This is a genomic window from Kitasatospora sp. NBC_00374 (assembly GCF_041434935.1).
Classification (GTDB): Bacteria; Actinomycetota; Actinomycetes; order Streptomycetales; family Streptomycetaceae; genus Kitasatospora.
Genome location: NZ_CP107964.1, coordinates 3,643,241 through 3,668,889 on the forward strand (window position 1 = coordinate 3,643,241; position 25,649 = coordinate 3,668,889).

The following is a 25,649-nucleotide window of genomic DNA, read 5'->3' on the forward strand; positions in this document are numbered from 1 at the left end:
CCTGGACCGGTTGGGCGCGACCCACCGCAGCCCTCAGGATGGTGGCATGACGGACGAGCAGAGCACCGGGGTGGCCGACGCCCCGCCGGAGGGGGCGCAGCGCCCGCCGTTGACCCGCAGCGAGCGGCACCGCGTGGTCGCCGGGGTGTGCGGCGGGCTCGGCCGCCATCTGGACATCGACCCGGTGGTCTTCCGGGTGGTGATCGCGGTGCTCTGTCTGACCGGCGGCCTCGGGCTGTTCCTGTACGGGCTGGCCTGGCTGATCGTGCCGCGCGAGCCGGTGGGTGACCGGCCCGGCCGCACCGAGCTCCAGCGGGTGCTGACCGGCCGGGTCGACGGGCAGTCGATCGGCGCGGTGCTGCTGACGGTGATCGGCACCGGGGTGTTCTTCTCCTCGATGGGCGACGGCGACCAGCTGTTCCCGCTGATGCTGCTCGGCGGGCTGGTGTTCCTCGCGGTGCGCTACGACCCGGAGCGCCGCCGGCGGGCCAGGGGGCTGGGTCGCCCGAGGGGCGGCGGCGGCCCGTACGACCGGCTGGAGGAGCCGGGTGAGCAACTGGACTGGCGTGGCTGGCAGCAGCAGTTCGGCGAGGACCTGAAGGCCGGCTGGGAGCAGCGCAAGGAGGCGGTCCAGGAGCAGCTCAGGGCGGTGCACGAGGAGCACGCCCGGGCGCGGGAGGCGGGCACGGTGCCCGCCGACGTCCCGCCGCCCGGACCGAGCGGCTACCTGTGGGACCCGCGCCACCCGGACCGCAATCCCTACGCACACACCCCGGCGCCGGGTGCCGCCGCACAGCCGTGGTGGCAGCGGGCGGACCTGCCGCAGGGCGATCCGCTGCGCAAGGCGCCGCAGGCTCCCCCCGCGCCGGTGCGGGCCGCGGTGCCGGCCCGCCGGCCGCGGTCCTTCCTCGGCGGGCTCGCCCTGGTGGCGGCGGTCGGGGCGGGCGCCGCGGCGTGGGCGACCGGGGCGAACGAGACCGGCGGGGCCAGGATCACCGCCGTGTTGGCCTCGGCGCTGCTGGCGATCGGCCTCGCCATGGTCGTCTCGGCGAAGTTCGGCCGGGGCAAGGGCCTGGTGGTGCCGGCGCTGCTGCTGACGGTGGCCCTGGCCGGGGTCGGCTCGGCGGACGCGCGGGTGCGCACGGCCGTCGGGGACCGCGACTGGGCGCCGGCCGGGGTGGCCGAGCTGCAGAAGGAGTACAACCTGGCCGCCGGCGACGCCTCGCTCGACCTGCGCGCGATCGATCCGGCGGGCGCCACCGTGGCGACCTCGGTGCGGCTCGGCGCGGGCGACCTGCGGGTGACGGTGCCGGCCGACGTCGACGTACGGCTTCAGGTGCACAGTCTGCTCGGCGATGTCCGGCTGCCGGACGGCGAGCGGCTGTCGGGGGCGGACAACCGCCGGGAGGTCGAGCTGCACCCCGTCGGCGGTCAGGCGTCCAAGGGCACGCTGGAACTGAAACTGACGGTCGGTCTGGGTGACATGAAGGTGGTTCGGGGATGAGGAAGCACCGGCTCGATCTGTTCTCGCTGATCTCGGGTGCGATGTTCACCGTGATCGCGGTGCTCTACCTGGTGGCCTCGCTCGACAACGACTCGGTCGACGGGCGGATCGTCATCCCGGTGACCTTCATCGTGCTGGGGGTGGCGGGCCTGGTCGGCGCGGTGGCGGCGGTGTCCCGCCGGGCCCGGCCGGTGCCGGTCGAGGCACCCGCCGAGCCCGGGGACGAGCGGTAGGCGTCCGGCTCAGCTCTGGAGGGGGCCGAGCTCCAGCTGGTCGCCGTTCTTGGTGACGGTGTACTTGGGCAGCGGCTTGGTGGCGGGCCCGTTGACCACCGCCCCGGTGGTGGCGTTGAAGCGGGAGCCGTGGCAGGGGCAGTACAGCTGCCCGTTCTTCGGGGCGTCGACCGCGCAGCCGGAGTGGGTGCAGACCGAGGAGAGGCCGCAGTACTGCCCGGCGGTGGGCTGCACGATGTAGACCGCGTCGCCGCTGGCGGGGTCCTTGACCTGGGCCGAGCCGCCGACCGGGACGGCCGAGACCGCGACTGTGGCCCCGGCCCCGGCGACCTGGCTCGGCTCGGGGGTGGGCGTGGCGGAGGGGACGGCCTTGCGGTCGCGGCCGAAGGTGGCGGTGAGCGAGCCGGAGAGGAGGCCGGCGCCGCCGATGGCGACGGCCGCGATGCCGCCGTCGATCAGTGCCCGGCGGCGGACGGCGTCCTCGCCGAGGCCCCGGGCGCGGTCGCGCCGGGCGCGCGAGGCCAGGTAGCCGTCGACGGACAGCAGCGGGGTGCCGGCCAGCAGCAGCGGGGTCCAGGCCATCAGGTAGGCGAGGTCGTTGCCGAGGTAGTACGGGGAGACGTTCCAGCTGACGGTCAGCCAGAGCGTCAGGCTGATCGCGGCGCCGCCGGCGGCGGCGAGCCGCCCCCAGAGCCCGCACAGCGTGCCGAGGCCGACGGCCAGCTCGCCGAAGGCGATCAGCAGCGCGAACAGGGTGGGCGAGTGCAGGGCCGGGCCGAGGGCCCAGCCGATCGGGCTGCCGTCCTTGACCGCCTGGGTCTGGGCCAGGAAGGAGGCCGGGTCGCCGGCGCCCGCCAGGTAGTGCGAGTCGGAGAGCTTGTCGAAGGCCGCGTAGACGAAGGTCACGCCGAGGAAGAGCCGCAGCGGCAGCATCGCGCAGCGCGTCGCGGTCTCCTTCCACCGGGCCACTCGTTCCGATCTGCCGCCCGACCGCTCCTGTCCGCCATGCCCCGCCGTCATGCCGTTCCTCCCGCTCGTCTCCCGTCAACTACTGACAGGTCCGGTCCGATTCTGCCCGTTGTTGTACGTGTTCCGCCGTAGGCCCCACAACAGACGGCCGCGCCGCCACTCCCATTGGTACGGAAGTGACGGCGCGGCCGTTCAGCTCGGCGGGAACTACTCCCACTCGATGGTGCCCGGCGGCTTGCTGGTGCAGTCCAGGACCACCCGGTTGACGTCCTTGACCTCGTTGGTGATCCGGGTCGAGATCTTCGCCAGCACCTCGTAGGGCAGGCGCGACCAGTCCGCGGTCATGGCGTCCTCGGAGGAGACCGGGCGCAGCACGATCGGGTGGCCGTAGGTGCGGCCGTCGCCCTGGACGCCGACGCTGCGGACGTCCGCGAGCAGGACGACCGGGCACTGCCAGATCTCGCGGTCCAGACCGGCCGCGGTCAGCTCCTCGCGGGCGATCGCGTCGGCCTCGCGGAGCAGGTCGAGCCGGTCCTTGGTGACCTCGCCGACGATCCGGATACCCAGGCCCGGGCCGGGGAACGGCTGGCGCTGGACGATCTCCTCCGGCAGGCCGAGCTCCTGGCCGACCATCCGGACCTCGTCCTTGAACAGCTTGCGCAGCGGCTCGACCAGCTGGAACTGGAGGTCCTCGGGCAGGCCGCCCACGTTGTGGTGGGACTTGATGTTCGCGGTGCCGGTACCGCCGCCGGACTCCACCACGTCCGGGTACAGGGTGCCCTGGACCAGGAAGTCGACCGACTCGCCGCTCGCGCCGGCCTCGGCCACGATCTCGGCCTGCGCCTGCTCGAAGACCCGGATGAACTCCCGGCCGATGATCTTGCGCTTCTCCTCCGGGTCGCTGACGCCCTTCAGCGCGTCCAGGAAGCGCTCCTCGGCGTCCACGACCTTGAGCTTCACGCCGGTCGCGGCCACGAAGTCCTTCTCGACCTGCTCGGTCTCGCCCTTGCGCATCAGGCCGTGGTCGACGTACACGCAGGTCAGCCGGTCGCCGATGGCACGCTGCACCAGGGCCGCCGCGACCGCGGAGTCCACGCCGCCGGACAGACCGCAGATGGCGCGCTTGTCGCCGACCTGCTCGCGGATCAGCGCGACCTGCTCGTCCACCACGTTCACGGTGGTCCAGCTCGGTGCGATGCCGGCGCCGCGGTAGAGGAAGTGCTCCAGGATCTGCTGGCCGTGCGTGGAGTGCAGCACCTCGGGGTGGTACTGCACGCCGTACAGGCGCCGCTCGTCGTTCTCGAAGGCGGCGACCGGCACCACGTCGGTGGAGGCGGTCACGGTGAAGCCCTCGGGCGCGGCCGAGCAGGCGTCGCCGTGCGACATCCACACCGACTGCTCGGCCGGGGTGCCCTCGAAGAGCGTCGAGCCCGTCCGGCTGACGTGCAGCGGGGTGCGGCCGTACTCGCGGGCGCCGCTGTTGTCGACGGTGCCGCCGAGCGTGATCGCCATCAGCTGGAAGCCGTAGCACATACCGAAGACCGGGACCCCGGCCTCGAAGATCGCGCGGTCGAGCCGCGGGGCACCCTCCTCGTAGACCGACGAGGGGCCACCGGAGAGGATGATCGCCTTCGGGTTCTTGGCGAGCATCTCGGCGACCGGCATGGTGCTCGGCACGATCTCGCTGTAGACCCGGGCCTCACGCACCCGACGGGCGATGAGCTGGGCGTACTGGGCGCCGAAGTCGACCACCAGGACGGTGTCGTTCTCGGCTACGGACTGGTCGGGAAGAGCAGAGGACACGGACGGCCTTCCGGCATGGGTATCAGAAGGTGTCGCGCGCCACACGCCCTTGACAGGGGGCGACGGGCGACGGGCGGGGGTATGACTCCGAGTCTACCGGGCACGCGGAAGGCTCCCGGTTCACCCGCTTGCCACCCGCCCGGGCCGTGACCGGGCCCGGCGTCGGATCGTTGCTCCAGACGACCGTCCGGCCCCGCCGCACCCACCAGGTGCGGCGGCGACCGCGCGGTCGGCAGGACCACGCGTGGAAGTCATCCCCAGTCCACCGGCGCGCGTGGCGGGCCAGGCCCGCCGTGGGACCGCGCCCCGGTGCTGTGGCCGGACAGCAGGGGACAGCGAACCGGCCACGACTGACCGGCAAGGGGGCGGCGGAGCGGTACCCGGGGACGCCCGGCGCCGCCCGCCGCTCTCTCGGCGGACCGGTCCGCCCCGGTGCACTCCCCCGTGCGCCCCTGCTTGCAGCTACTACGCAGAGTAGTCGACCTCGGGGTCGACGAACCGCCCTGCCGAGCGTCCCGAACCGTCCCCCGGCAGCCCCCGTGCGCGGAGCCGCACGAAATTGGACTGTGCCGAACTGTGTCGAATCGGTTGCACAGTAAGGCCTCCGTCCAGCACGATGCTGGTTGTGGGGGTTGGCCTGAGCACCGTTTCCGACGGTGTCGGGCCAGCGGTCCGCAGCCGTCGTCCGGCGTGCGACGACACCGTCCCGCGGATCACGCTCCGTGAGGACGGGCCGTACCCCGCATCCGTGCGTCGCACACCTGCCCACCCGAGCAGGTGCCGTCGCCCACCCTGAACCGCCCGACCCGACGGCGCTCTTCCCCCGGCGCCGTCACCCCAGCACCGGTGCCGCCCTGACGCCGCGTGCTGAACGACAAAGGGCCCCGTTCCCCCGCGGGGCCCTTTGCCTCGTCCGGCTCCGGCACCCGACTCCGCTCCGGCTACGAACCGGCGGGCCGCCTGAACTCCTCGTGCGAGTCGAGCACCTCGGGGACGTACTGCGCCGGGACGGCGGGCGGTGCGGCAGGTGGCGCGGTGGGCGCCTCCACCACGACCGACGCCGCCGGCGCGACCGGCGGAGGCGGCGGGAACGGCGGCGGCGCCGGCGCATCCGGGCCCGCGGGCCGACGGCGGATCGCGGACAGCAGCGGCGGCAGCGCCAACGCGCCGAGCGCCGTCCACAGCAGGTTGGCCACCAGCACGCTGAGCAGGGCCAGACCGAGCGTGGTGTGCGTGTCGGAGCGCAGGTCCACCCTGTCCGCGGGCAGCCTCGAGCCGCTCAGAAGGCTGTCCACGGGCCTCATCCGGAAGTCCGTGCCCAGACCGGCCACCAGCATCGGCACACCGACCACCACGGTGTGCACCACGGCCAGCCTGATCCGGTCCACCGTGTCGAGCCGGCGCCGGTACGCCGACCAGCCGAGCAGGCAGGCCGAGCCGACCGCGAGCAGCACCGCCCAGCGCCAGTGCCCGCTGTACTCCTGCAGGTCGAACAGCGAGGCCTTGAACTGGCTCAGCCCGTCGTCGGGGTGTGAGGAGTGCGCCACACCCTGCAGGCTCGCCCCGGAGCCGAAGCCGAGCAGCAGCAGCCCGCCGTTGGGAATCAGCAGCAGCCACAGCGGGTCCGCCGGCAGGCCGTCCTGGGCCAGCACCACCACGGTCGCCACCAGCGAGGCCGCCCCGACCGAGGCCGCCGCCACCCGGCCCGAGACGAGCGCGCCGACCAGCCAGCCGCGCACCCCGGGCCGCTCCCAGGCCGCCCGGCGCAGCACGTCCGTGCCGTACACCAGGAAGGCGACCAGGCCCGCCAGGAGCACCGTCCAGGCCGCCGACTGGGCCCAGCCGGCGTCCAGCGCCTCCCTCGCCCCCAGCGACAGGCCGAACCGCCCGGAGTCGTCCGCGCCGAGGTCGTCCAGGTAGCGGGAGGACCGCTCACCGGTCGTGGTGCCGGCCGCAGCGCCGAGCAGCAGGGCCACCAGGCCGGCCAGGCCCGCCACCCGGGCCGTCTCCAGCAGTGCCCGCCGCGCCGTCAGTTCGCCGCCGGAGCGCGCCCGCCAGCTCCGCAGCGCGGGCCGCAGCCCCAGCCAGAGGGCCGCCAGCCACAGCACCAGCACGGTCAGCGGCAGCAGCCGCATGTCCGTCTCGTAGCTGACCACGGAGGACCCCCGCGACGCGCTGTGCAGCGGCGCGCCGAAGGCGGCCACGGCCAAGGCCAGCGCGGCCCCGAACCGGTTGCTGAACGGGTACCCGCCGCCGATCACGTCCTCGGGCACCGCCAGCAGCAGCGGGACGAGCAGCAGGACGGCGGTGGGCGGCACCAGCGCCCGCAGGGCGGGCACCCAGTCGGGGCTCAGCAGCCTGCGCAGCAGTTCGGGCCGGCCCGCCGAGGGGTCGTACGGGACACCGCGGCCCCAGCTGCCGAGCGGCGGCGGCCCGGTCGGCGCCGGTCCGGCGTTGAACTCGGGTGCGGCGGCCAGGCCGGCGTACGCACCGGAGCCGCCGACCTCGACCACCTCGCTGATCACGGACACGGCCGCCGGCTCCCCGAAGGGTCGGCCGCAGGCGGCGCAGCGCTGCGCCCCGTCCGCGGACCCCGCTCCACAGGACGTGCAGATCGCCACGCGTTCCCCCTGGTATTTCGCCCGAAGCCCGTTTATCCCACCGGCCGTCGAACGGTGTCAACCGGCTTCCCGGGCGCCGTCAGGCCTGCTCCTGAGCGGTCGGCCCGGCCTGCGCGGCGCGCCGGGCGGGTACCTCGGGAACCGGCAGCAGCAGCGCGCCGAAGGCCTCGGCGGGGACGGCGGGGTGGTGCGGGGCGACCGCCGGGACCTGCCGGTAGGGCTCCTGCTGGGTGGGCCGCTGATCCGGCTCGCCCTTGTTGGGCCACATCGACAGAGCCCGCTCGGCCTGGGCGGTGATGGTCAGGGAGGGGTTGACGCCCAGGTTGGCGGAGATCGTGGAGCCGTCCACCACGCTGATCCCCGGGTGGCCGAAGAGTCGGTGGTAGGGGTCGACCACGCCGGTCTCGGCACTGTCGGCGATCGCGCAGCCGCCGATGAAGTGGGCCGTCAGCGGGATGTCGAAGATCTCGCCGGCGGAGCTGCCGGCGTAGCCGTTGATCGACTCGGCCAGGGCCTTGGCGGCCTCCTCGGCGGCCGGGATCCAGGTCGGGTTGGGCGCGCCGTGGCCCTGGCGGGAGGTCAGCTTCCCCTTGCCGGGCCCGGACTTCTTCAGCGAGACGGTCAGCGAGTTGTCCAGCGACTGCATCACCAGGCCGATGATGGTCTTCTCCGACCAGCGGTGCTGGTTCATCGACTGGGCGAAGATCACCGGGTGCCGCGCCGCCGTGACGAGGTACCGCAGCCAGCGCGGGCCACGGCCGGCGCCGGGCACCTGCTGGATGCTGAGCGCGCCCATCGCGTTGGAGCCCTTGCCGTAGCGGACCGGCTCGATGTGGGTGTTCTCGTCCGGGTGGATCGAGGAGGTGATGGCGACGCCCCTGGTGAAGTCCACCCGCTCGCCGTACCGCCGGTCCGTGGTCGAAGCACCCACCAGCGCCTCGGAGTTGGTCCGGGTGAGCTCGCCGAGCCGCGGCGAGATCCCGGGCAGGTGTCCGCCGTCCCGCATCCGGTGCAGCAGCGTCTGGGTGCCGTAGGTGCCGGCCGCGACCACCACCCGGGCGGCGGTGATCGTCCGGGCGCCGGCCTTGACCGGGTCCTTGGAACGGGAGTCGGTGCGGCGCACGTCCACGGCGAAGCCCTCGCCGACCGGACGGATCCGGGCGACGGTGGTCAGCGGGTGGATCTCGGCACCGTTGCGCTCGGCGAGGTGGAGGTAGTTCTCCACCAGGGTGTTCTTGGCGCCGTGCCGGCAGCCGGTCATGCATTCGCCGCACTCGGTGCAGGCCCGGCGGCTCGGCCCGGCCCCGCCGAAGTACGGGTCGGGCACCTCGCCGCCCGGCGCGGTCTTGGCGGAGCCGTCGCCGTCCTCGCCGTCACCGAAGAAGACCCCGACCGGGGCGAGGTGGAAGGTGTCACCGACCCCCATCTTCTCGGCGGCGGCCTTCAGGTGGACGTCGGACGGCGTCACGGTCGGGTTGGTGCGCACCCCGAGCATCCGCTGCGCCTGGTCGTAGTACGGCGTGAGCTCCTGCTGCCAGTCGGTGATGTGCTTCCACTGCCGGTCCTCGAAGAAGGCCTTCGGCGGTACGTACAGGGTGTTGGCGTAGTTCAGCGAACCGCCGCCGACGCCCGCGCCGCCGAGCACCAGCACGTTGGCCAGCAGGTGGATCCGCTGGATCCCGTACAGGCCGAGGGCGGGGGCCCAGAGGTAGTTCCTGGTGTCCCAGGAGTTCTTCGGCAGCTCGTCGCGGCCGAACCGGCGGCCGGCCTCCAGGACGGCGACCCGGTAGCCCTTCTCGGTCAGCCGGAGTGCGGCGACCGAGCCGCCGAAGCCCGAGCCCACCACGACCACGTCGTAGTCGAGACCGTCGGTGTCCGCCATCTGCCGTTGCTCCTTCGAAGATCGTGGGGGGGTGCTTCGAGCGGGCCGCCTACTTCAGGCCCAGGGCCTTCATCGTCTTCAGGCCGGCGGTGAAGAGCGCGGCGAACCTCGCGTCGTCCATGCCGAGCGACGGTCCGATCGGCAGCACCGTCTGGGTCGCGATGGTCTGCGCCTCGGTGTAGCGCAGGATGCCCTCCGCGCCGTGCCGGCGGCCGAGGCCGGAGTCCCCCATGCCGCCCATCGGCGAGGCCACCGAGCCGTACGCCGCGGCGTAGGCCTCGTTGACGTTGACGGTGCCGGTGTGCAGCCGGGCGGCGACCGCCCGGCCGCGCCGCAGGTCCTTGGTCCAGACGCTGGAGTTGAGCCCGTACGAGGTGGCGTTGGCGGCCTCGACGGCCTCGTCCTCGGTGTCGAAGCGGTAGATCGACACGACCGGGCCGAAGGTCTCCTCGGCGCAGACGGCCATCGCCTCGGTGACGCCGTCCAGGATGGTCGGCTCGTGGAAGAGCGGGCCGAGGTCCGGGCGGGCCCGGCCGCCGGCCACCACCGTGGCGCCGGCCTTGACCGCCTCCTCGATGTGCCGGGTGACGGTCTCCAGCTGCCGGTCGGACACCAGCGAGCCCATGTCCGCCCCGTACGCCAGCGCACCGCCGAGCCGCAGCGCGGAGGTCCGCTCGGCGAACCGGGCCAGGAAGCGGTCCGCGATCGAGCGGTGCACGAAGAGCCGCTCGATCGATATGCAGAGCTGTCCGGCCGAGGAGAAGCAGGCCCGGACGGCGCCCTCGGCGGCCTTCTCGACGTCCGCGTCGGCCAGCACCAGCATGGCGTTCTTCCCGCCGAGCTCCAGCGAGGCGCCGACCAGGCGGCCCGCGGCCTGCTGGGCGACCTGGCGGCCGGTCCGGGTGGAGCCGGTGAAGGAGACGTAGTCGGCGTGCTCCACCACGGCGGGGCCGATCACCGGGCCGTCGCCGATCACGATCTGCCAGCAGTCGGCCGGCAGCCCGGCCTCGACCAGCAGCTCGCGGGCCCACAGCGCGGTCAGCGCGGTCTGGGTGTCGGGCTTGTTGACCACCGCGTTGCCGGCCACGAAGGCGGGCAGGGCATCCCCGACTGAGAGCTCCAGCGGGTAGTTCCACGGCGATATCTGGCCGATCACGCCCTTGGGCCGACGGGCCTCCAGCGTCCGGGTGAGCACCGGCAGGGCGCCGCCGCGGCGGCGGTCGCGCAGGTACGAGGGCGCCTTGCGGCCGTAGTGGCGGGCCGCCATCGCGGCGGCCATCACCTCTTCGAAGGCGTGCAGCCTGGCCTTGCCGGTCTCGGCCTGGATCAGGTCGAGGACCTCGTCCTGGCGGCGCAGCAGCAGGTCGTGGAAGCGCAGCAGGACGGCGGCGCGGCGGCGGACCGGCAGCGCGGCCCAGGCCTTCTGCGCCCGTCGGGCGAGCCGGTAGGCCGCCTCGACGTCGGCCGGGGTGGACTGCGGGAGGCTTGCCAGCCGGTCCCCGGTGAGCGGCGCGGTGGTGTGCACCGGCTCCGGCTCCCCGGCCGCGGTGATGCCCTTGGCGAGCCGGGCCACCACGGCCGGCGTGACCGCCGAGGCGACTGTGCGGGCGCCGCCCGGGGCGGCGGGATTGCGCCCGGCCCCGGTGCGGGAGCCGGCCTGTCCGTCTGCCGTGATGTCCGTCATGAGCGCAGCCTAGGCCCTGGACGGCCAGTTCGGTACCCGCCAGTAACAGGAAAATATCTGCGACAGAGGTTTGATGATCAGAAGGGCCGCTCGACCTTCAGCGGAGCACCGTGAAGTGGTTCAGCACGATGGTGAAGCGCTTCTGGGCGTCGGTACGGTCCTTGTCCGGCCCGGCCACCAGGATGTCGTACGACGTCCCGCTCTCGTCCCGGAACTCGGCCTCCTTCAGGTGCCGCCGGGTGCCCGAGTTGTCCGCCGTGGTGTAGCTGAACTCCCAGACCGCGCCCTGGTAGCCGTTCACCTTGATGTCCGCCAGCTGCTCCCGCTTGTAGCCCTGGCGGTTCTTGGTGACGCTCTGCTCCATCTCCTGCAGGTGCTCGGCCGGGCTCAGGGCCTGACCGACGGTCACCGCGAACTGCAGGTAGTGCACCTTGCTGTCGGGGCTGTAGTAGATCTCGCTGTTCTCCGTGCTGCGCACCCAGGTACCGGTCGTGGGCAGCAGGAACCGGAAGCCCGCCGGGTCGTCCACCCACTGGTAGCCGTCCGGCGCCGGGTCCGGCGCGGCCAGCCCGGTCGGTCTCACGCCGGGGCCGGAGGGCGTCGTGCCGCCGCCCAGCCGGTCCCGTGCCACGTACGCGCCGCCGCCGACCAGGGCGGCCACCACCAGCCCGATCAGGGCCAGCCGCAGGGCCCGGCGCCGGGGGCGCGCCACGACCGGGACGGGCGCGGTGGCCGGCACCGGCGAGGCCGCGGCCTGGACGGGGGTCGGCGCCTCGGAGCCGGGCACGGCGACGGGTACGACCCGGTCCACGACCGGGACGTGACCGGTGGGGGTCTGCTCGGGCACCCGCGGCGTGATGCCCACGGTGTGGCCGGCGACCACCTCCTGCAGCATCCGCATCGCCTCGTCCGCGCCCGGCCGCCGGGCCGGGTCCTTGGCCATCAGCGCCGCCAGCACCGGGCCGAGCGCCCCGGCCCGGGCCGACTCCGGCAGCGGCTCCTCGACCACGGCGGTCAGCGTGCTCAGCGGGCTGTCCCGGCGGAACGGCGAGGTGCCCTCGACCGCCGCCCAGAGCGTCGCGCCCAGCGCCCACAGGTCCGAGGCCGGTCCCGGGCGCTCACCCTGGGCCCGCTCCGGCGCCAGGTAGTCGGGGGATCCCACCAGGTCGCCCGGGCGGGTCAGCTCCACCGCCCCGGCACCCTCGAACTTGGCGATCCCGAAGTCCAGCAGCACGACCCGTCCGCTGGTGTGCTCCAGCAGCACGTTGGCCGGCTTGACGTCCCGGTGCAGCACCCCGAGCTGGTGGCCGCGGTGCAACGCGGCCAGCACCTGCAGGCCGACCTCGGCGGCCTCCTGCGGCCGCAGCTTGCCGTCCTGCGAGATCACGTCGGCCAGCGAGCGGCCGTCGACCAGCTCCATCACGATCCACGGCCGGCCGTCCTGCTCCAGCACGTCGTGGATGGTGATCACGCCCGGGTGCTTGATCCGGGCGGCGGCCCGCGCCTCCCGCTTCATCCGGGTCTGCAGGATCTCCAGATCCTCCTCGGACAGGTGGCTGACGGTCAGCTCCTTGACCGCGACGTCGCGGTCCAGCATCTCGTCCCGGGCCCGCCAGACGGTGCCCATCCCACCCCGGCCCAGGCGCTCCCCCAGCGCGTACCGACCGGCCAGCAGCCGACCCGTCCCCACCCCTGCCGCCTGATCCTGTCCGCCCATGGCGACCGTTCCCCCTCATCAGTCCACCGTCACCCTGACGGAGGTTTCGGTGCACCTCAGACTCACCGTCCGGACATCTTCCGGCCCAAGCCTAGGCGTACTGTCTCGGGGCCGGAATCCCCGACCCGGCCGACCGGCGGATTCGCGGCCACCGGCCGCTCAGCCGGACACCATCACCACCGCGGCCAGCGCCGCCAGCAGCGCCACCAGCACACCGCCCACCAGCAGCGGGCCGAGCAGCGCCGGCGGTACCCGGGAGGCGCGGTGACGGTGGGTCAACTCCGCGGACGGCTCCGCACCGGCTCCAGGACCCGCCGTCCGGCCCAGCGTCCGACCGGCCGCCGAGCGCCGGTACGGGACCACCGGGCCGTCCGGGCGGCGGACCGGGAGCAGCGGCGGCGCGGCCGGCTCCGGGCCGAACGGCTCCGGCGCCCCGACCAGCAGCTCGCGCAGCTCCCGCTGGATCTGCACGGCGTCGGGCCGGCCGGCGGGGTCGACCGTCAGCAGTCGCTCCACCAGGGGCCGCAGCGGGCCGCAGCCGTCCGCCGGGTGCGTCCGGCCGTCCCGTACCGCCGCGAGCAGGGTCGGCAGGTCGTCCTCCGGGTACGGCCCGTACCCGGTCAGCAGCCGGTACAGCAGAACCCCGAGCGCCCAGCAGTCCGCCGCCGGGCCCGCGTCCGGCGGCCAGCGCTCGGCCCGCGGCCCGAGCAGCACCGCCCGCGCCTCGTACACCCGGCGCGGCACCGGGCCGCCGAGCGCCGAGCACAGCGTCTCCTCGGCCACCCCGAGCAGCAGCCCGCCGAGCAGCGCGGCGCCGTCCTCGCAGACCAGGACGGACTCCGCGGTGACGTTGCCGTGCGGCAGGCCGGCCTCGTGCAGCGCCCGCAGGGCGCCCGCCAGGTCCGCCCCGAGCTCCGCCACCCGGTACGGGGGAACCGGCCCCTCCACCGCGAGCTCGGACAGCCGGGCGCCCGGCAGCCGCTCCTCGGCCACCCAGAGCGAGTCGCGTTCGGCCACCACGTCGACGCCGACCAGCAGGCGGGGATGGCGCGGCGCCGCCGCCACCTCCTGTGCCACCCGAAGCGCTATTCGCGGCCCGTACTCCGGGTCCGGCTCGGCCATCGGCTGACCGGGGATCAGCAGCTCCGGCAGCTCCAGCGCGTGCAGCAGCACCTGGCCCCCGGTCCGCAGGTCCTGCGCGGCCACACCGATCCCCGGACGGTCCGTCACCCGGTACCGCCCGGCCACCATCTGCCCCGGTGCCGCTCGCATGCATGTTCCTCTGACAGGGGTTCGGGCTGCTCGTACCGGCCAGAGTACGTGGCCCGCCGCGGGTAGGGTCGATCCATGGACTGGACGGATCTGATCGAGGCGGGCTTCGACATCCTGGGCAACGGCAGCAACGACGCCAGGGCGGCGGCGGTGCGCAGCGTGGAGGCCGCCGTGGAGCCCGGCGAGCAACCGGTCGCGGCCACGGCGGGGCGCCACCCCGACCACTTCCGCAAGGGCGTCCTGGTGCTCACGACGCACCGGCTGCTCTTCCTGAAGGACGGCAAGCCGCCGCTGCCGGTTGCGCTGGCCGCGGTCACCGATGTGACGGTGACCAAGTCCCGTCTCAACGGCGAGATCCTGCGGGTGGTGGCCCTCACCGGCGCCCACCGCTTCGAGGAGGTCGCCAAGGCGGAGGTCTTCGCGGAGCAGCTCCGCCGGGCCGCGGCCGACGCCCGCCGCGCCGCCGCCGAACCCGCCGCCCCCGCACCCGCCGTCGACCTGCTCGACCAGTTGGAGCGTCTGGCCGCCCTGCACGCCGGCGGCGCGCTGACCGCGGAGGAGTTCAGCCGGGCCAAGCAGCGCTTGATCGGCTGAGGCGCCGCCCGCGCGCCGTCAGGGCGCCGGCTGGAAGCTCTCGAAGCCGACCCGGCGGGCGTCCGCGTTGGCGGGCGAGCTCCAGTCGGCGTCCGGCGTCGTCCAGTAGAGCGCGTAGCCGTACTTGCCCTCGCCGGTGACGAAGCCGCGGTTCAGCGAGTGCATCCGGGTCTTACTGCCGAAGGTCCACTCCCAGTCGGCCGCGTTGGTCCACTGCCGGTAGGTGAGCGCCTTCAGCTCCACCCGCTGGTAGTTGCTGCCGCCGTTGCCGTCCTTCTCGCTGCTCACCCAGTCGTCGTACGCGCTGCCGTGGGCCGGCATGGTCCAGTCGACCATCAGCTTGACGCCGTTGCCCTTGAACTGGCGGCTGGTCGCGTCGTAGTCGGGCCCCTGGTCGGCCAGCCAGTCCGGCAGGTTGATGCTGAAGCCGGACGGGTCGCGGTAGGTGTGGTAGCCCGCGGGGGCGGGCGGGACGGCGCCGGTACCGCTGCCGGAGCCGGTGCCCGTTCCGGTGCCGGTTCCGGTGCCGGTACCCGTTCCGGTCCCCGCGGTGTTCGGTACGGGGGTGGCGGCGGGCGACCCCGTGCCGCCGGCCGGGGAGGTGGCGGGCGACGGGGTGGCCGCGGTCTGGCCGCCGGCTGCCGCCGGGCTCTGCGCGGCGGGGCTCTGCGGGTCGGCCGAGGCGGCCGGGGCGGCGCCCGCCGCCGTGCCGGGGCCGCTCTGCGCGGTGGCGCCCTCGGCGCCCTTGCCGCCGCCGCGCATGGCGAGCGCCACCACGGCGATCAGCGCCAGCACGAACACCAGCGCGCCGACCACCATGCCGAGCCTGCGGCGGTCCCGTGGCCTCGCGGGGACGACGGGCAGCGCCTCGGTGGCCGGGGCCGCCGGCGCGGCCGCGGCCGTCGGCACGGTCAGCGGCGGCGCGGGGATCGGCGCGGGCGGCGCGGCCGCCCGGCTTCCCACCCGGACGGTACCGAGCAGACCCATCGCTCCGCCGCGCTCGTCCCCGGACGCGGACGCGGACACCGGCGGCGCGGGCGGCGCGGGCTCGGTCCTGGGCTTGGCCACCGACGCAGGCCGGGGCTCGGGCTTGCGGTCCACCGGCTTCGCCGCGGGCTTCGGCGCCGCCGGCTCGGCCTTGGGCTCGGGCTCCGTCCTGGGCTGCGTCTTGGGCTGGGCCTTGGCCTGCGCCGCGGCCACGGCGGCAGGCTTGTCGACCGGTTCGGCGGCCGGCTTGCCACCGGCCTTCAGCGGCACCGACTGCTGGGTGGTGGCCTCGGCCCGGGTCACGCCCGCCGCGACGATCCGCTTGAGCATCGACCGGGTCTCGGAGGCGTCCAGCCGCAGCGCCGGGTCCTTCTCCAGCAGCCCCTCGATCACCGGCCAGAGCGGCCCGGCCTTCTCGGAGGCGGGCAGGTCCTCGGTCATCACGGCGGTGAGGGTGGCCAGCGCCGACCCCCGGTCGTACGGCGGCTTGCCCTCGACCATCGCGTACAGGGTGCCGCCCAGCGACCACAGGTCGGCCGGCGGGCCGGGCTTGTGGCCCTTGGCGCGCTCGGGCGAGATGTACGAGGGGGCGCCGACCAGCATGCCGGTGGAGGTGATCGAGGTGTCGCCCTCGACGCTGGCGATGCCGAAGTCGGTGAGCACCACCCGGCCGTCCTCGCCGATCAGCACGTTGGACGGCTTGACGTCCCGGTGCAGGATCCCGTGGCTGTGCGCGGCGCCGAGCACGCCGAGCAGGTCGAGCGCGATCTCGGCGGCGCGGACCGGGGTGACCGGACCGTCGTCCTTGATCACCTCGGCCAGCGAGCGCGACTCGACCAGCTCCATCACGATCCAGGGCCGCTCGTCCTCCTCGACCACGTCGAAGACGGTGACGGCGGCGGTGTGCCGGATCCGGGCGGTCGCCTTGGCCTCGCGCAGGGTGCGGACGATCAGGCGGTGCTTCTCGTCCTCGTCCACCCCGCCGTGCATGCGCAGTTCCTTGACCGCGACGATCCGGCCGAGCATCTCGTCCTCGGCCCGCCAGACGGTACCCATGCCGCCGCTGCCGAGCACGGCCTTGAGCCGGTAACGCCCGGCCAGCAGTCGGCCCGTGGACTCCTGCGCCTGAGTCATCGGTGCGCTCCCCCAAGTGTTGCTGGCCCGCGTGCTGCTGGCGGTCGAAGTGACGGCGCATCGGCCGGCGCGGGTACAACCCGGGGACATCACCCGCGCACCCGGCGCCCGGCTCCAAGACGCCAAGTCTCCATCATCTCCTGTTCCTTCGGTCCCCGACCACCCGCCCCGGGGGTTGACGACGAAGTTCCGTACCGGAACCGGGCATTCCGTACCCGACCCGTGACCGGAAACAGCCACCAAGGCCCGGCGGTGCGCACAGACTCTCCCCGAGGAGCGCACCATGACCACACCTGACGCCCCGTGGAACGCGGCCGGGCCCCCGCCTCACGGCGGGGGCCCGGCCCGGGACGACGTACCGTCAGCGGTGGTGGAGCGCCGGGTTGACGGTGACCTCGACGCGCTGGAACTCCTTGAGCTCCGAGTAGCCCGTGGTGGCCATGGCCCGGCGCAGCGCGCCGAACAGGTTCATGGTGCCGTCCGGGGTGTGCGAGGGACCGGTGAGGATCTCCTCGGTGGTGCCCACGGTGCCGAGGTCGACCACCTTGCCGCGCGGCAGCTCCTCGTGCACGGCCTCCATGCCCCAGTGGAAGCCCTTGCCGGGCGCGTCGGTGGCCCGGGCCAGCGCGGCACCGATCATCACCGCGTCCGCGCCGCAGGCGACGGCCTTGGCCAGGTCGCCGCTGTAGCCGACGCCGCCGTCCGCGATCACGTGCACGTACCGGCCGCCGGACTCGTCCATGTAGTCGCGGCGGGCCGCGGCCACGTCGGCGACGGCGGTCGCCATCGGCACCTGGATGCCGAGCACGGTGCGGGTGGTGTGGGCGGCGCCGCCGCCGAAGCCGACCAGGACGCCGGCCGCGCCGCTGCGCATCAGGTGCAGGGCCGCGGTGTAGGTGGCGCAGCCGCCGACGATCACCGGGACGTCCAGCTCGTAGATGAACTGCTTGAGGTTCAGCGGCTCGGCCGCACCGGAGACGTGCTCGGCGGAGACCGTGGTGCCGCGGATCACGAAGACGTCCACGCCCGCGTCGACGACGGCCTTGGAGAACTCGGCGGTGCGCTGCGGGGAGAGCGCGGCGGCGGTCACGACACCGGAGTCGCGGACCTCCTTGATCCGCTGACCGATCAGCTCGGCCTTGATCGGCGCGGCGTAGATCTCCTGGAGGCGCCGGGTGGCGGCGGCCTCGTCGGTGATGGTGGCGATCTCGTCCAGCAGCGGCTGCGGGTCCTCGTACCGGGTCCACAGGCCTTCGAGGTTCAGCACCCCGAGGCCGCCGAGGTTGCCGATGGCGATCGCCTGCGCGGGCGAGACCACGCTGTCCATCGGGGCCGCCAGGAAGGGCAGCTCGAAGCGGTAGGCGTCGATCTGCCAGGCGATCGAGACCTCCTTCGGGTCACGAGTACGGCGGCTGGGGACGACGGCGATGTCGTCGAAGGCGTACGCCCGGCGGCCGCGCTTGCCACGCCCGATCTCGATCTCAGTCACTTCGAGCCCTTCTGCTGCTTGCATCTGCCTGCCGGGTCACCCCGGCCGCCCCCCAGTATCCCGTACCGGCCCACCCCCGCGCGGCACCCGGCCGAGGGGCGGACGGCCGGCCGGCCTTCGAGAGGTCCTTCTGCCGGACCTGCGCCCCGCCCCGGCCGGCCGAGCGCACGGCGAAGGGCCCGCCGCCGCGGGAGCGGTGGCGGGCCCTGGGCCGTACGGGTCAGCGGCTGGTGTAGTTCGGGGCCTCGACGGTCATCTGGATGTCGTGCGGGTGGCTCTCCTTGAGACCCGCCGAGGTGATCCGGACGAACCGGCCCTTGCTCTCCATCTCGGCGACGGACGCGGCGCCGACGTAGCCCATGGTCTGGCGCAGGCCGCCGACCAGCTGGTGCAGCACGGCGGACAGCGGGCCGCGGTAGGGCACCTGGCCCTCGATGCCCTCGGGGACGAGCTTGTCGTCCGAGGACACCTCGGCCTGGAAGTAACGGTCCTTCGAGTACGAGCGCCCCTGGCCGCGCGACTGCATGGCGCCCAGCGAGCCCATGCCGCGGTAGGACTTGAACTGCTTGCCGTTGATGAACATCAGCTCGCCCGGGGACTCCTCGCAGCCCGCCAGCAGCGAGCCCAGCATCACGGTGTCGGCACCGGCGGCGAGCGCCTTGCCGATGTCGCCGGAGTACTGGAGGCCGCCGTCACCGATCACCGGCACGCCGGCCGCCCGGCAGGCGAGCGCGGCCTCGTAGATCGCGGTGACCTGCGGGACGCCGATCCCGGCGACCACGCGGGTGGTGCAGATGGAGCCGGGGCCGACGCCGACCTTGACGCCGTCCACGCCGGCGTCGATCAGCGCCTGGGCGCCGTCCCGGGTGGCCACGTTGCCGCCGACCACGTCGACCGCGACGGCGGACTTGATCTTCTCGATCCAGGCCAGAGCGTTGTGGCTGTGGCCGTGCGAGGTGTCCACGACCAGGAAGTCGACGCCCGCGCCGACCAGCGCCTGGGCGCGGTCGAAGGCCTCGGCGCTGGCACCGACGGCCGCACCGACCAGCAGCCGGCCCTCGGCGTCCTTGGCCGCGTTCGGGTACTTCTCCGCCTTGACGAAGTCCTTGACCGTGATCAGGCCCTTGATCCGGCCCTCGTCGTCGACCAGCGGCAGCTTCTCGATCTTGTGGCGGCGGAGCAGCGCCATGGCGTCCTCGCCGGAGATGCCGACCTTGCCGGTGATCAGCGGCATCGGGGTCATGATCTCGCGGACCTTGCGGTGGCGGTCCGACTCGAAGGCCATGTCGCGGTTGGTGACGATGCCCAGCAGCTTGCCGTCCGGGTCCGCGATCGGCACACCGCTGATCCGGAACTTCGCGCACAGCGCGTCGGCCTCGGCCAGCGTGGTCTCCGGGCCGACCGTGATCGGGTCGGTCACCATGCCGGACTCGGAGCGCTTGACCAGGTCGACCTGGTTGACCTGGTCCTCGATCGAGAGGTTGCGGTGCAGCACGCCGACGCCGCCCTGGCGGGCCATCGCGATGGCCATCCGCGACTCGGTGACCTTGTCCATCGCGGCCGAGAGCAGCGGGATGTTCACCCGGACGTTGCGGGAGACCCGCGAGGAGGTGTCGACCTGGTTGGGCAGCACCTCGGAGGCCCCGGGCAGCAGCAGGACGTCGTCGTACGTGAGCCCGAGCATCGCGAACTTCTCGGGTACGCCTGCGGCGTTGTAAGACATCTGAAGGGACCTTCCGTGGCTTGGCCGTCGATCTCTGGCACGGCCGGCGGGGGTTTACCGGGCCGCGTAGCTCTCTCAGCCGGGCGGACGGCCGCGGTACAGCCTCGTCCCACCCGCGCGCACCGGCACAGGGCTTGGCCACCAAGACGCCGGGCGACCGGAGGAACCTCCAACGGAACCCCGCACGCGCCCACGGAACTTTGGCAACCTGACCAGGTGCCGATACCCCATGGTACTGGTGTCGCGGAGTATCGACTCGCGCCCCCTTGACAACGCAGAAGTCAGGAGGACTCTTCCGCGAGCGCCCGCAGCCGGCTCAGCGCCCGGTGCTGGGCGACCCGGACGGCGCCCGGCGACATACCCAGCACCTCCCCGGTCTCCTCCGCGGAGAGCCCGGCGGCCACCCGGAGCAGCACCAGCTCGCGCTGGCGGGCGGGCAGGTTGGAGAGCAGTTCGCGGATCCAGGCCGCGTCGCTGCTGAGCAGCGCCCGCTCCTCCGGGCCGAGCGACTCGTCCGGGGTCTCGGGCAGGTCGTCCTGCGGGATGACGGTGGAGCCGGGCCCACGCATCGCCGCCCGCTGCAGATCGGCGATCTTGTGCGCGGCGATGCCGTACACGAAGGCCTCGAACGGCCGCCCGGTGTCGCGGTAGCGCGGCAGTGCGCAGAGCACCGCCACGCACACCTCCTGCACCACGTCGTCCACGTGGTGCCGCGCGCCGCCGGGGAGCCGGACCAGCCGGCCCCGGCAGTAGCGCAGGGCGAGCGGGTGGACGTAGGCGAGGAGCGCGTCGATCGCCGGACCCTCGCCACGGACGGCCGCCGCGACCAGCGAGGCGACCAACGGGGAGGTGCCGCTGCCGAGCACCGGCGGTCTGACCTCGGCCGTTTCCGCGTACGACGGGTCGAGACCCTGGCCGTCTGGGACGGCCTCGTCGGCCTGGGCCGGCTCGGGCTGAGCCTCGCCCGAAGCGGTGGCCTCGTCGTCACGCATCGGTCCATGGTGCCTGGTCGAAGCGGAAAACGCGGCACCGCGTCCGGACTTGTGCATCGGAACGTTATGCGTCGCCACTGTGCGCACGTGCCGCCTCCCGCCCCACGGGCTGCCGCCTGCTGCGGCAACTCCTGTCTCCGCAGCACCTGTCCGCTGGTCCCCGAGGTGCTCCACATCTCCATGGTGCAGCCTCGGGACGACAACGTCACACGCCCGTGCGGTTACCGTGTCGGATACCCAACCGGACGGGCCTCAGCGGACCAGGCCCCAGCGGAAACCGAGCGCCACCGCGTGGGCACGGTCCGAGGCGCCGAGCTTCTTGAACAGACGCCGCGCGTGCGTCTTCACGGTGTCCTCGGAGAGGAACAGCTCGCGGCCGATCTCGGCGTTGCTGCGGCCGTGGCTCATTCCCTCCAGCACCTGGATCTCACGTGCCGTCAGGGTCGGGGCCGCCCCCATGTCGGGGCTGCGCAGCCGCCTGGGGGCGAGCCGCCAGGTCGGGTCGGCGAGCGCCTGGGTGACGGTGGCCCGCAGCTCGGCGCGCGAGGCGTCCTTGTGCAGGTAGCCGCGGGCACCGGCGGCCACCGCGAGGGCGACACCGTCCAGGTCCTCCGCGACGGTGAGCATGATGATGCGTGCGCCCGGGTCGGCGGACAGCAGCCGCCGGACCGTCTCCACCCCGCCGAGGCCGGGCATCCGGACGTCCATCAGGACGAGGTCGGAACGGTCGGCCACCCAGCGGCGGAGGACCTCCTCACCGTTCGTCGCAGTGGTCACCCGGTCGACACCGGGCACGGTCGCGACCGCCCGGCGAAGCGCCTCCCGGGCGAGCGGGGAATCGTCGCAGACGAGTACGGATGTCATGACCGTCCTCCGCAGCAGATCCGCGTCACGTTGAGCCTCCTGGCTGGTACGAACACTCTCCGACACGGCCGATTGGCGACGGACCTCGTACGGATCGCCGGTGTCCCCGCGATCGTTCCCGACGTCCAGCGCCCGCTAACCGCCTCCGCACATCCAACGACCGTCACTCGAATGAGTTACGGCCTTCAGGGCCATCTCCACCACTGTACGTGGCCGGACCGTTACCGATCACCCACCTCGCGGTGCACACGCCGCACTTTTGTGCTGGTCGTGCGCGGTGTGCGCGCCACGCGCGCCACGGAGCGGAGGACGGCGCACCCGGGGCCACCCGGTTGCCAGATCACGACCACTCAAACGTCCTGCCCCTTTTGCCCGTTTTTATAGCTTATCTATGGTCATTGACTGTTGTGCCGGACTGTGGATGACTTGTTCCAGAAGGAGCCGTAAGTCATATTTCCAGGTGTCCGTACTGGTCCATCGCCGCCTCGCCGAACCGACGGGTCCGAGTCCTTGAAGGGAATGAGCCATGGCAGATTTCTCCCGCCTCCCCGGCCCCAACGCAGACCTCTGGGACTGGCAGCTCTCCGCCGCCTGCCGCGGCGTCGACAGCTCGCTCTTCTTCCACCCCGAAGGCGAGCGCGGGGCGGCCCGCAGCTCGCGCGAGGCCAGCGCCAAAGAGGTCTGCATGCGCTGCCCGGTACGAGCGCAGTGCGCGGCGCACGCCCTGGCCGTGCGCGAGCCGTACGGGGTCTGGGGCGGTCTGACCGAGGACGAGCGCGAAGAGCTGCTCGGCCGCGCACGGCACCGCCTGGCCGAGGTTCAGCTGACCAGGCCGGCCGGCCTGCGGCACTGACATCGCGTCACTGTATAGAGAAACGTTTCTTCTGAAGTCCGTTGGACCTGCTGGAGTTTCCCCGACGCCCGCGGGGCCGCCTGCGCACTCAACGCGCGGCGGCCACCCCCATGAGCCGGTCCAGCATCAGCGCCACCGCCGGCACCTCGGCCAGGTCCGGCAGGGTCAGCGCCACCACCTGCCGCACCGCCGGACCGCCGGAGGCGGCCCGCACCGGCACCGTCGCCACTCCCGCATGGCGCACCGAGTCCAGCGCCAGCCCCGGCAGGACCGCCACCCCGAGACCGGCCGCGACCAGGCCGACCACCGCGGGGTAGTCGTCGGTCGCGAAGTCGATCCGCGGCTCGAAGCCGGCCCCCTCGCACAGCTCCACCAGGTGCCCCCGGCACTGCGGGCAGCCGGCGATCCACTGCTCCCCGGACAGCTCCGCCAGATCCACCGGGCGCCCCGCCCCGGCCAGCGGATGCGCGGCGGGCACCACGCCCACCAGCGGGTCGTCCAGCAGCGGGCGGACCACCAGGTCGGACCAGTCCGTCGCCGCCGCGGAGGCCGCGGCCTCCAGGGTCGCCTCGGCGCGCGCCTCGCGGGCGGTGGCGTGCGGGGACGCCTGCGGCGCGCCGCCCTGCGAGTCCGGGTAGCGGAAGGCCAGCGCCACCTCGCACTCCCCGGCGCGCAGCATCGCCAGGGACTCCGGCGGCTCGGCCTCCACCAGCGACACGCGGACCCCCGGATGGGCGGCACGCAACTGGGCGACCGAGGGCGGCACCAGAGTGGAACTCGCGGTGGGGAACGACACCAACCGCACCCGTCCGGCCCGCAGTCCGGCGATCGCCGCGACCTCGTCCTCGGCGGCGGACAGCCCGGCGAGGATTCCGGTGGCGTGCTTCACCAGCACCCGGCCGGCCTCGCTCAGCTGCATCCCCCGGCCCGAGCGCACCACCAGCGGGGTGGCCACCGCCTTCTCCAGCGCCTTCATCTGCTGGCTCACGGCGGGCTGGGTGCAGCCCAGCTCGCGCGCGGCGGCGGAGAACGAACCGGTCCGGGCGACGGCGCGCAGGACACGGAGGTGGCGGGCCTCGATCATGCCTCAGTTATAAGGCAGGCTTTGCGCTTCACAAAATTCTACTGATAGCAAGGCTCCGGGCCCCGGCGTGTCCGCGGCGCCCTGTCCCTGCTCCGCGGACACGCCGGAGGCCCGGCCGCGCCGCAGGGCGCCGCCGGGCCTCCGAGACTACCGACCGAGGTCAGTGGGCGTGGCCGTGGCCACCGTGGGAGTGACCGTGACCGGCCTCCTCCTCTTCCTTCTTCTCCACCACGAGGGTCTCGGTGGTGAGCAGCAGGGAGGCGATGGAGGCGGCGTTCTCCAGGGCCGAGCGGGTGACCTTGACCGGGTCGATGACGCCGGCCTTCACCAGGTCGCCGTACTCGCCGGTGGCGGCGTTGTAGCCGAAGCCGGCCTCCAGGTCGGCGACCTTGGAGGTGATGACGTAGCCCTCCAGGCCGGCGTTCTGGGCGATCCAGCGCAGCGGCTCGGCGAGCGCCTTGCGGACGACCGCGACACCGGTCGCCTCGTCGCCGGACAGGCCGAGGCCGTCCTCCAGCACCTTGGCGGCGTGCACCAGGGAGGCGCCACCGCCGGCGACGATGCCCTCCTCGACGGCCGCGCGGGTCGCCGAGATGGCGTCCTCCAGGCGGTGCTTGCGCTCCTTGAGCTCCACCTCGGTGGCGGCGCCGACCTTGATGACGCAGACGCCGCCGGCCAGCTTGGCCAGGCGCTCCTGCAGCTTCTCGCGGTCCCAGTCGGAGTCGCTGGCGGCGATCTCGGCCTTGATCTGGCCGACCCGGCCGGTCACGGCGTCGTGGTCACCGGCGCCGTCGACCAGGATGGTCTCGTCCTTGGTGACGGTGACGCGGCGGGCGGTGCCCAGCACCTCCAGGCCGACCTGGTCGAGCTTGAGGCCGACCTCCTCGGAGATGACGGTGCCGCCGGTGAGGACGGCGATGTCGCCGAGGATCGCCTTGCGGCGGTCACCGAAGCCGGGGGCCTTCACGGCGACGGCGTTGAAGGTGCCACGGATCTTGTTGACCACCAGGGTGGACAGCGCCTCGCCGTCGACGTCCTCGGCGATGATCAGCAGCGGCTTGGAGGTGCCGCCCTGGAGGATCTTCTCGAGCAGCGGGAGCAGCTCCTGGATCGAGGAGATCTTGCCCTGGTTGATCAGGATGTACGGGTCCTCGAGGATCGCCTCCTGACGCTCGGCGTCGGTGACGAAGTACGGCGACAGGTAGCCCTTGTCGAACTGCATGCCCTCGGTGAACTCGAGCTCGACACCGAAGGTGTTGGACTCCTCGACGGTGATGACACCGTCCTTGCCGACCTTGTCGATCGCCTCGGCGATGAGCTCGCCGACCTGGGTGTCCTGGGCCGAGAGGCCGGCGACGGCGGCGATGTCGTCCTTGCCCTCGACCTCGCGGGCGATGGACAGCAGGTGCTCGGAGACGGCGGCGACGGCCTTGTCGATGCCCTTCTTCAGGGCGGCCGGGCCGGCGCCCGCGGCGACGTTGCGCAGGCCCTCGTTGACCAGGGCCTGGGCCAGCACGGTGGCGGTGGTGGTGCCGTCACCCGCGACGTCGTTGGTCTTGGTGGCGACCTCCTTGACCAGCTGCGCGCCGAGGTTCTCGTACGGGTCGTCGAGCTCGACCTCGCGCGCGATGGTCACACCGTCGTTGGTGATGGTGGGGGCGCCGAACTTCTTGTCGATGACGACGTTGCGGCCCTTGGGGCCGATGGTCACCTTGACCGTGTCGGCCAGCTTGTTCACGCCGCGCTCCAGCGAGCGGCGGGCGTCCTCGTCGAACTGCAGGGTCTTCGCCATGATCCCGATTCCTCAGAAAGTGCCTGGTTTACGTGAGCCAACAACCACGCCCCGGGCCCCTGTCACTTGAGGACACGGATCCGGGGCGGGCTGGAACGTCTTACTTCTCGATGATGGCGAGAACGTCGCGAGCCGAGAGGACCAGGTACTCCTCGCCCTGGTACTTCACCTCGGTGCCGCCGTACTTCGAGTAGAGAACGATGTCGCCGACGGCAACGTCGAGCGGAAGGCGCTGACCGTCCTCGAAGCGGCCCGGGCCGACGGCCAGGACGACGCCCTCCTGGGGCTTCTCCTTGGCGGTGTCCGGGATAACCAGGCCGGAGGCCGTGGTGGTCTCGGCGTCGAGCGGCTGGACCACAATGCGGTCCTCGAGCGGCTTGATGGCAACCTTGCTGCTGGTGGTCACGTCCGAGCTCCCCTTCGGAGATTACGGGGTTGTCTAACAGGTAGGT

At 73.2% G+C, this 25,649-nt stretch carries 19 protein-coding genes; 4 read left to right on the forward strand and 15 right to left on the reverse strand.

All coding sequences use genetic code 11. From position 1 onward, the window contains the following. Positions 1-46 precede the first annotated feature (46 nt). Both OG871_RS16245 and OG871_RS16250 read left to right on the forward strand, forming a co-directional pair. A complete protein-coding gene (locus OG871_RS16245; RefSeq protein ID WP_371497514.1) occupies positions 47-1,504 on the forward strand; it encodes a PspC domain-containing protein in 1,458 nt (485 codons plus the stop codon). After that, the gene (locus OG871_RS16250; protein WP_371497515.1) at positions 1,501-1,737 is read left to right on the forward strand and encodes a hypothetical protein; all 237 of its coding nucleotides are present in this window, start codon (positions 1,501-1,503) and stop codon (positions 1,735-1,737) included. Before OG871_RS16245 ends, OG871_RS16250 begins: the two co-directional genes overlap by 4 nt. Before the next feature lie 9 nt (positions 1,738-1,746). Here OG871_RS16250 and OG871_RS16255 read toward each other — a convergent pair whose 3' ends face one another. The 7 genes from OG871_RS16255 to OG871_RS16285 form a co-directional block, all read right to left on the reverse strand. Beyond that, complete coding sequence (locus tag OG871_RS16255; protein ID WP_371497516.1) at positions 1,747-2,706, reverse strand: Rieske 2Fe-2S domain-containing protein; 960 nt, start codon at positions 2,704-2,706, stop codon at positions 1,747-1,749. Between the two features lie 207 nt (positions 2,707-2,913). After that, positions 2,914-4,509: a glutamine-hydrolyzing GMP synthase gene (gene guaA, locus OG871_RS16260; RefSeq protein WP_371497517.1), complete on the reverse strand. Its 1,596-nt coding sequence runs from the start codon at positions 4,507-4,509 to the stop codon at positions 2,914-2,916. 941 nt (positions 4,510-5,450) lie between these two features. Continuing rightward, the gene (locus OG871_RS16265; protein ID WP_371497518.1) at positions 5,451-7,040 is read right to left on the reverse strand and encodes a hypothetical protein; all 1,590 of its coding nucleotides are present in this window, start codon (positions 7,038-7,040) and stop codon (positions 5,451-5,453) included. Positions 7,041-7,209: 169 nt separating this feature from the next. Then, on the reverse strand, positions 7,210-9,012 hold the full coding sequence (locus OG871_RS16270; RefSeq protein WP_371497519.1) for a GMC family oxidoreductase N-terminal domain-containing protein: 1,803 nt from the start codon (positions 9,010-9,012) through the stop codon (positions 7,210-7,212). Between the two features lie 49 nt (positions 9,013-9,061). Next, positions 9,062-10,696: a succinic semialdehyde dehydrogenase gene (locus OG871_RS16275; protein WP_371497520.1), complete on the reverse strand. Its 1,635-nt coding sequence runs from the start codon at positions 10,694-10,696 to the stop codon at positions 9,062-9,064. A gap of 97 nt (positions 10,697-10,793) precedes the next feature. Then, entirely contained in the window at positions 10,794-12,413 is a 1,620-nt protein-coding gene (locus OG871_RS16280) for a serine/threonine-protein kinase (RefSeq protein ID WP_371497521.1), read from the reverse strand. Between the two features lie 159 nt (positions 12,414-12,572). Then, positions 12,573-13,685, reverse strand: a complete 1,113-nt coding sequence (locus OG871_RS16285; protein ID WP_371497522.1) for a protein kinase — start codon at positions 13,683-13,685, stop codon at positions 12,573-12,575. A 75-nt stretch (positions 13,686-13,760) separates the two neighbouring features. Between OG871_RS16285 and OG871_RS16290 the strand changes: the two genes are divergently transcribed. Continuing rightward, on the forward strand, positions 13,761-14,279 hold the full coding sequence (locus tag OG871_RS16290; RefSeq protein WP_371497523.1) for an SHOCT domain-containing protein: 519 nt from the start codon (positions 13,761-13,763) through the stop codon (positions 14,277-14,279). A gap of 18 nt (positions 14,280-14,297) precedes the next feature. Here the strand turns inward: OG871_RS16290 and OG871_RS16295 are convergent, their stop codons facing one another. From OG871_RS16295 to OG871_RS16315, 5 genes are all read right to left on the reverse strand, one after another. Further along, positions 14,298-16,400, reverse strand: coding sequence for a serine/threonine-protein kinase (locus tag OG871_RS16295; protein ID WP_371497524.1), 2,103 nt, complete (start codon positions 16,398-16,400; stop codon positions 14,298-14,300). Between the two features lie 361 nt (positions 16,401-16,761). Further along, on the reverse strand, positions 16,762-17,889 hold the full coding sequence (locus tag OG871_RS16300; protein WP_371497525.1) for a GuaB3 family IMP dehydrogenase-related protein: 1,128 nt from the start codon (positions 17,887-17,889) through the stop codon (positions 16,762-16,764). 220 nt (positions 17,890-18,109) lie between these two features. Further along, positions 18,110-19,612 carry an IMP dehydrogenase gene (gene guaB / locus OG871_RS16305; protein WP_371497527.1) on the reverse strand — a complete coding sequence of 501 codons (1,503 nt, stop codon included), beginning with the start codon at positions 19,610-19,612 and terminating at the stop codon, positions 18,110-18,112. A 281-nt stretch (positions 19,613-19,893) separates the two neighbouring features. Further along, positions 19,894-20,604, reverse strand: coding sequence for an RNA polymerase sigma factor ShbA (gene shbA, locus OG871_RS16310; protein ID WP_371497528.1), 711 nt, complete (start codon positions 20,602-20,604; stop codon positions 19,894-19,896). A gap of 252 nt (positions 20,605-20,856) precedes the next feature. Beyond that, positions 20,857-21,468, reverse strand: a complete 612-nt coding sequence (locus OG871_RS16315) for a response regulator transcription factor (RefSeq protein ID WP_014136228.1) — start codon at positions 21,466-21,468, stop codon at positions 20,857-20,859. A gap of 526 nt (positions 21,469-21,994) precedes the next feature. Between OG871_RS16315 and OG871_RS16320 the strand changes: the two genes are divergently transcribed. Continuing rightward, entirely contained in the window at positions 21,995-22,321 is a 327-nt protein-coding gene (locus tag OG871_RS16320) for a WhiB family transcriptional regulator (protein WP_033817678.1), read from the forward strand. A gap of 88 nt (positions 22,322-22,409) precedes the next feature. On the opposite strand, the gene OG871_RS16325 is transcribed toward OG871_RS16320, so the two are convergent. The 3 genes from OG871_RS16325 to groES form a co-directional block, all read right to left on the reverse strand. Next, the gene (locus OG871_RS16325; RefSeq protein WP_371497529.1) at positions 22,410-23,405 is read right to left on the reverse strand and encodes a LysR family transcriptional regulator; all 996 of its coding nucleotides are present in this window, start codon (positions 23,403-23,405) and stop codon (positions 22,410-22,412) included. A 160-nt stretch (positions 23,406-23,565) separates the two neighbouring features. Continuing rightward, positions 23,566-25,197, reverse strand: a complete 1,632-nt coding sequence (groL, locus tag OG871_RS16330) for a chaperonin GroEL (RefSeq protein WP_371497530.1) — start codon at positions 25,195-25,197, stop codon at positions 23,566-23,568. Positions 25,198-25,297: 100 nt separating this feature from the next. Beyond that, entirely contained in the window at positions 25,298-25,603 is a 306-nt protein-coding gene (groES, locus tag OG871_RS16335) for a co-chaperone GroES (RefSeq protein ID WP_014136232.1), read from the reverse strand. Positions 25,604-25,649 lie beyond the last annotated feature (46 nt).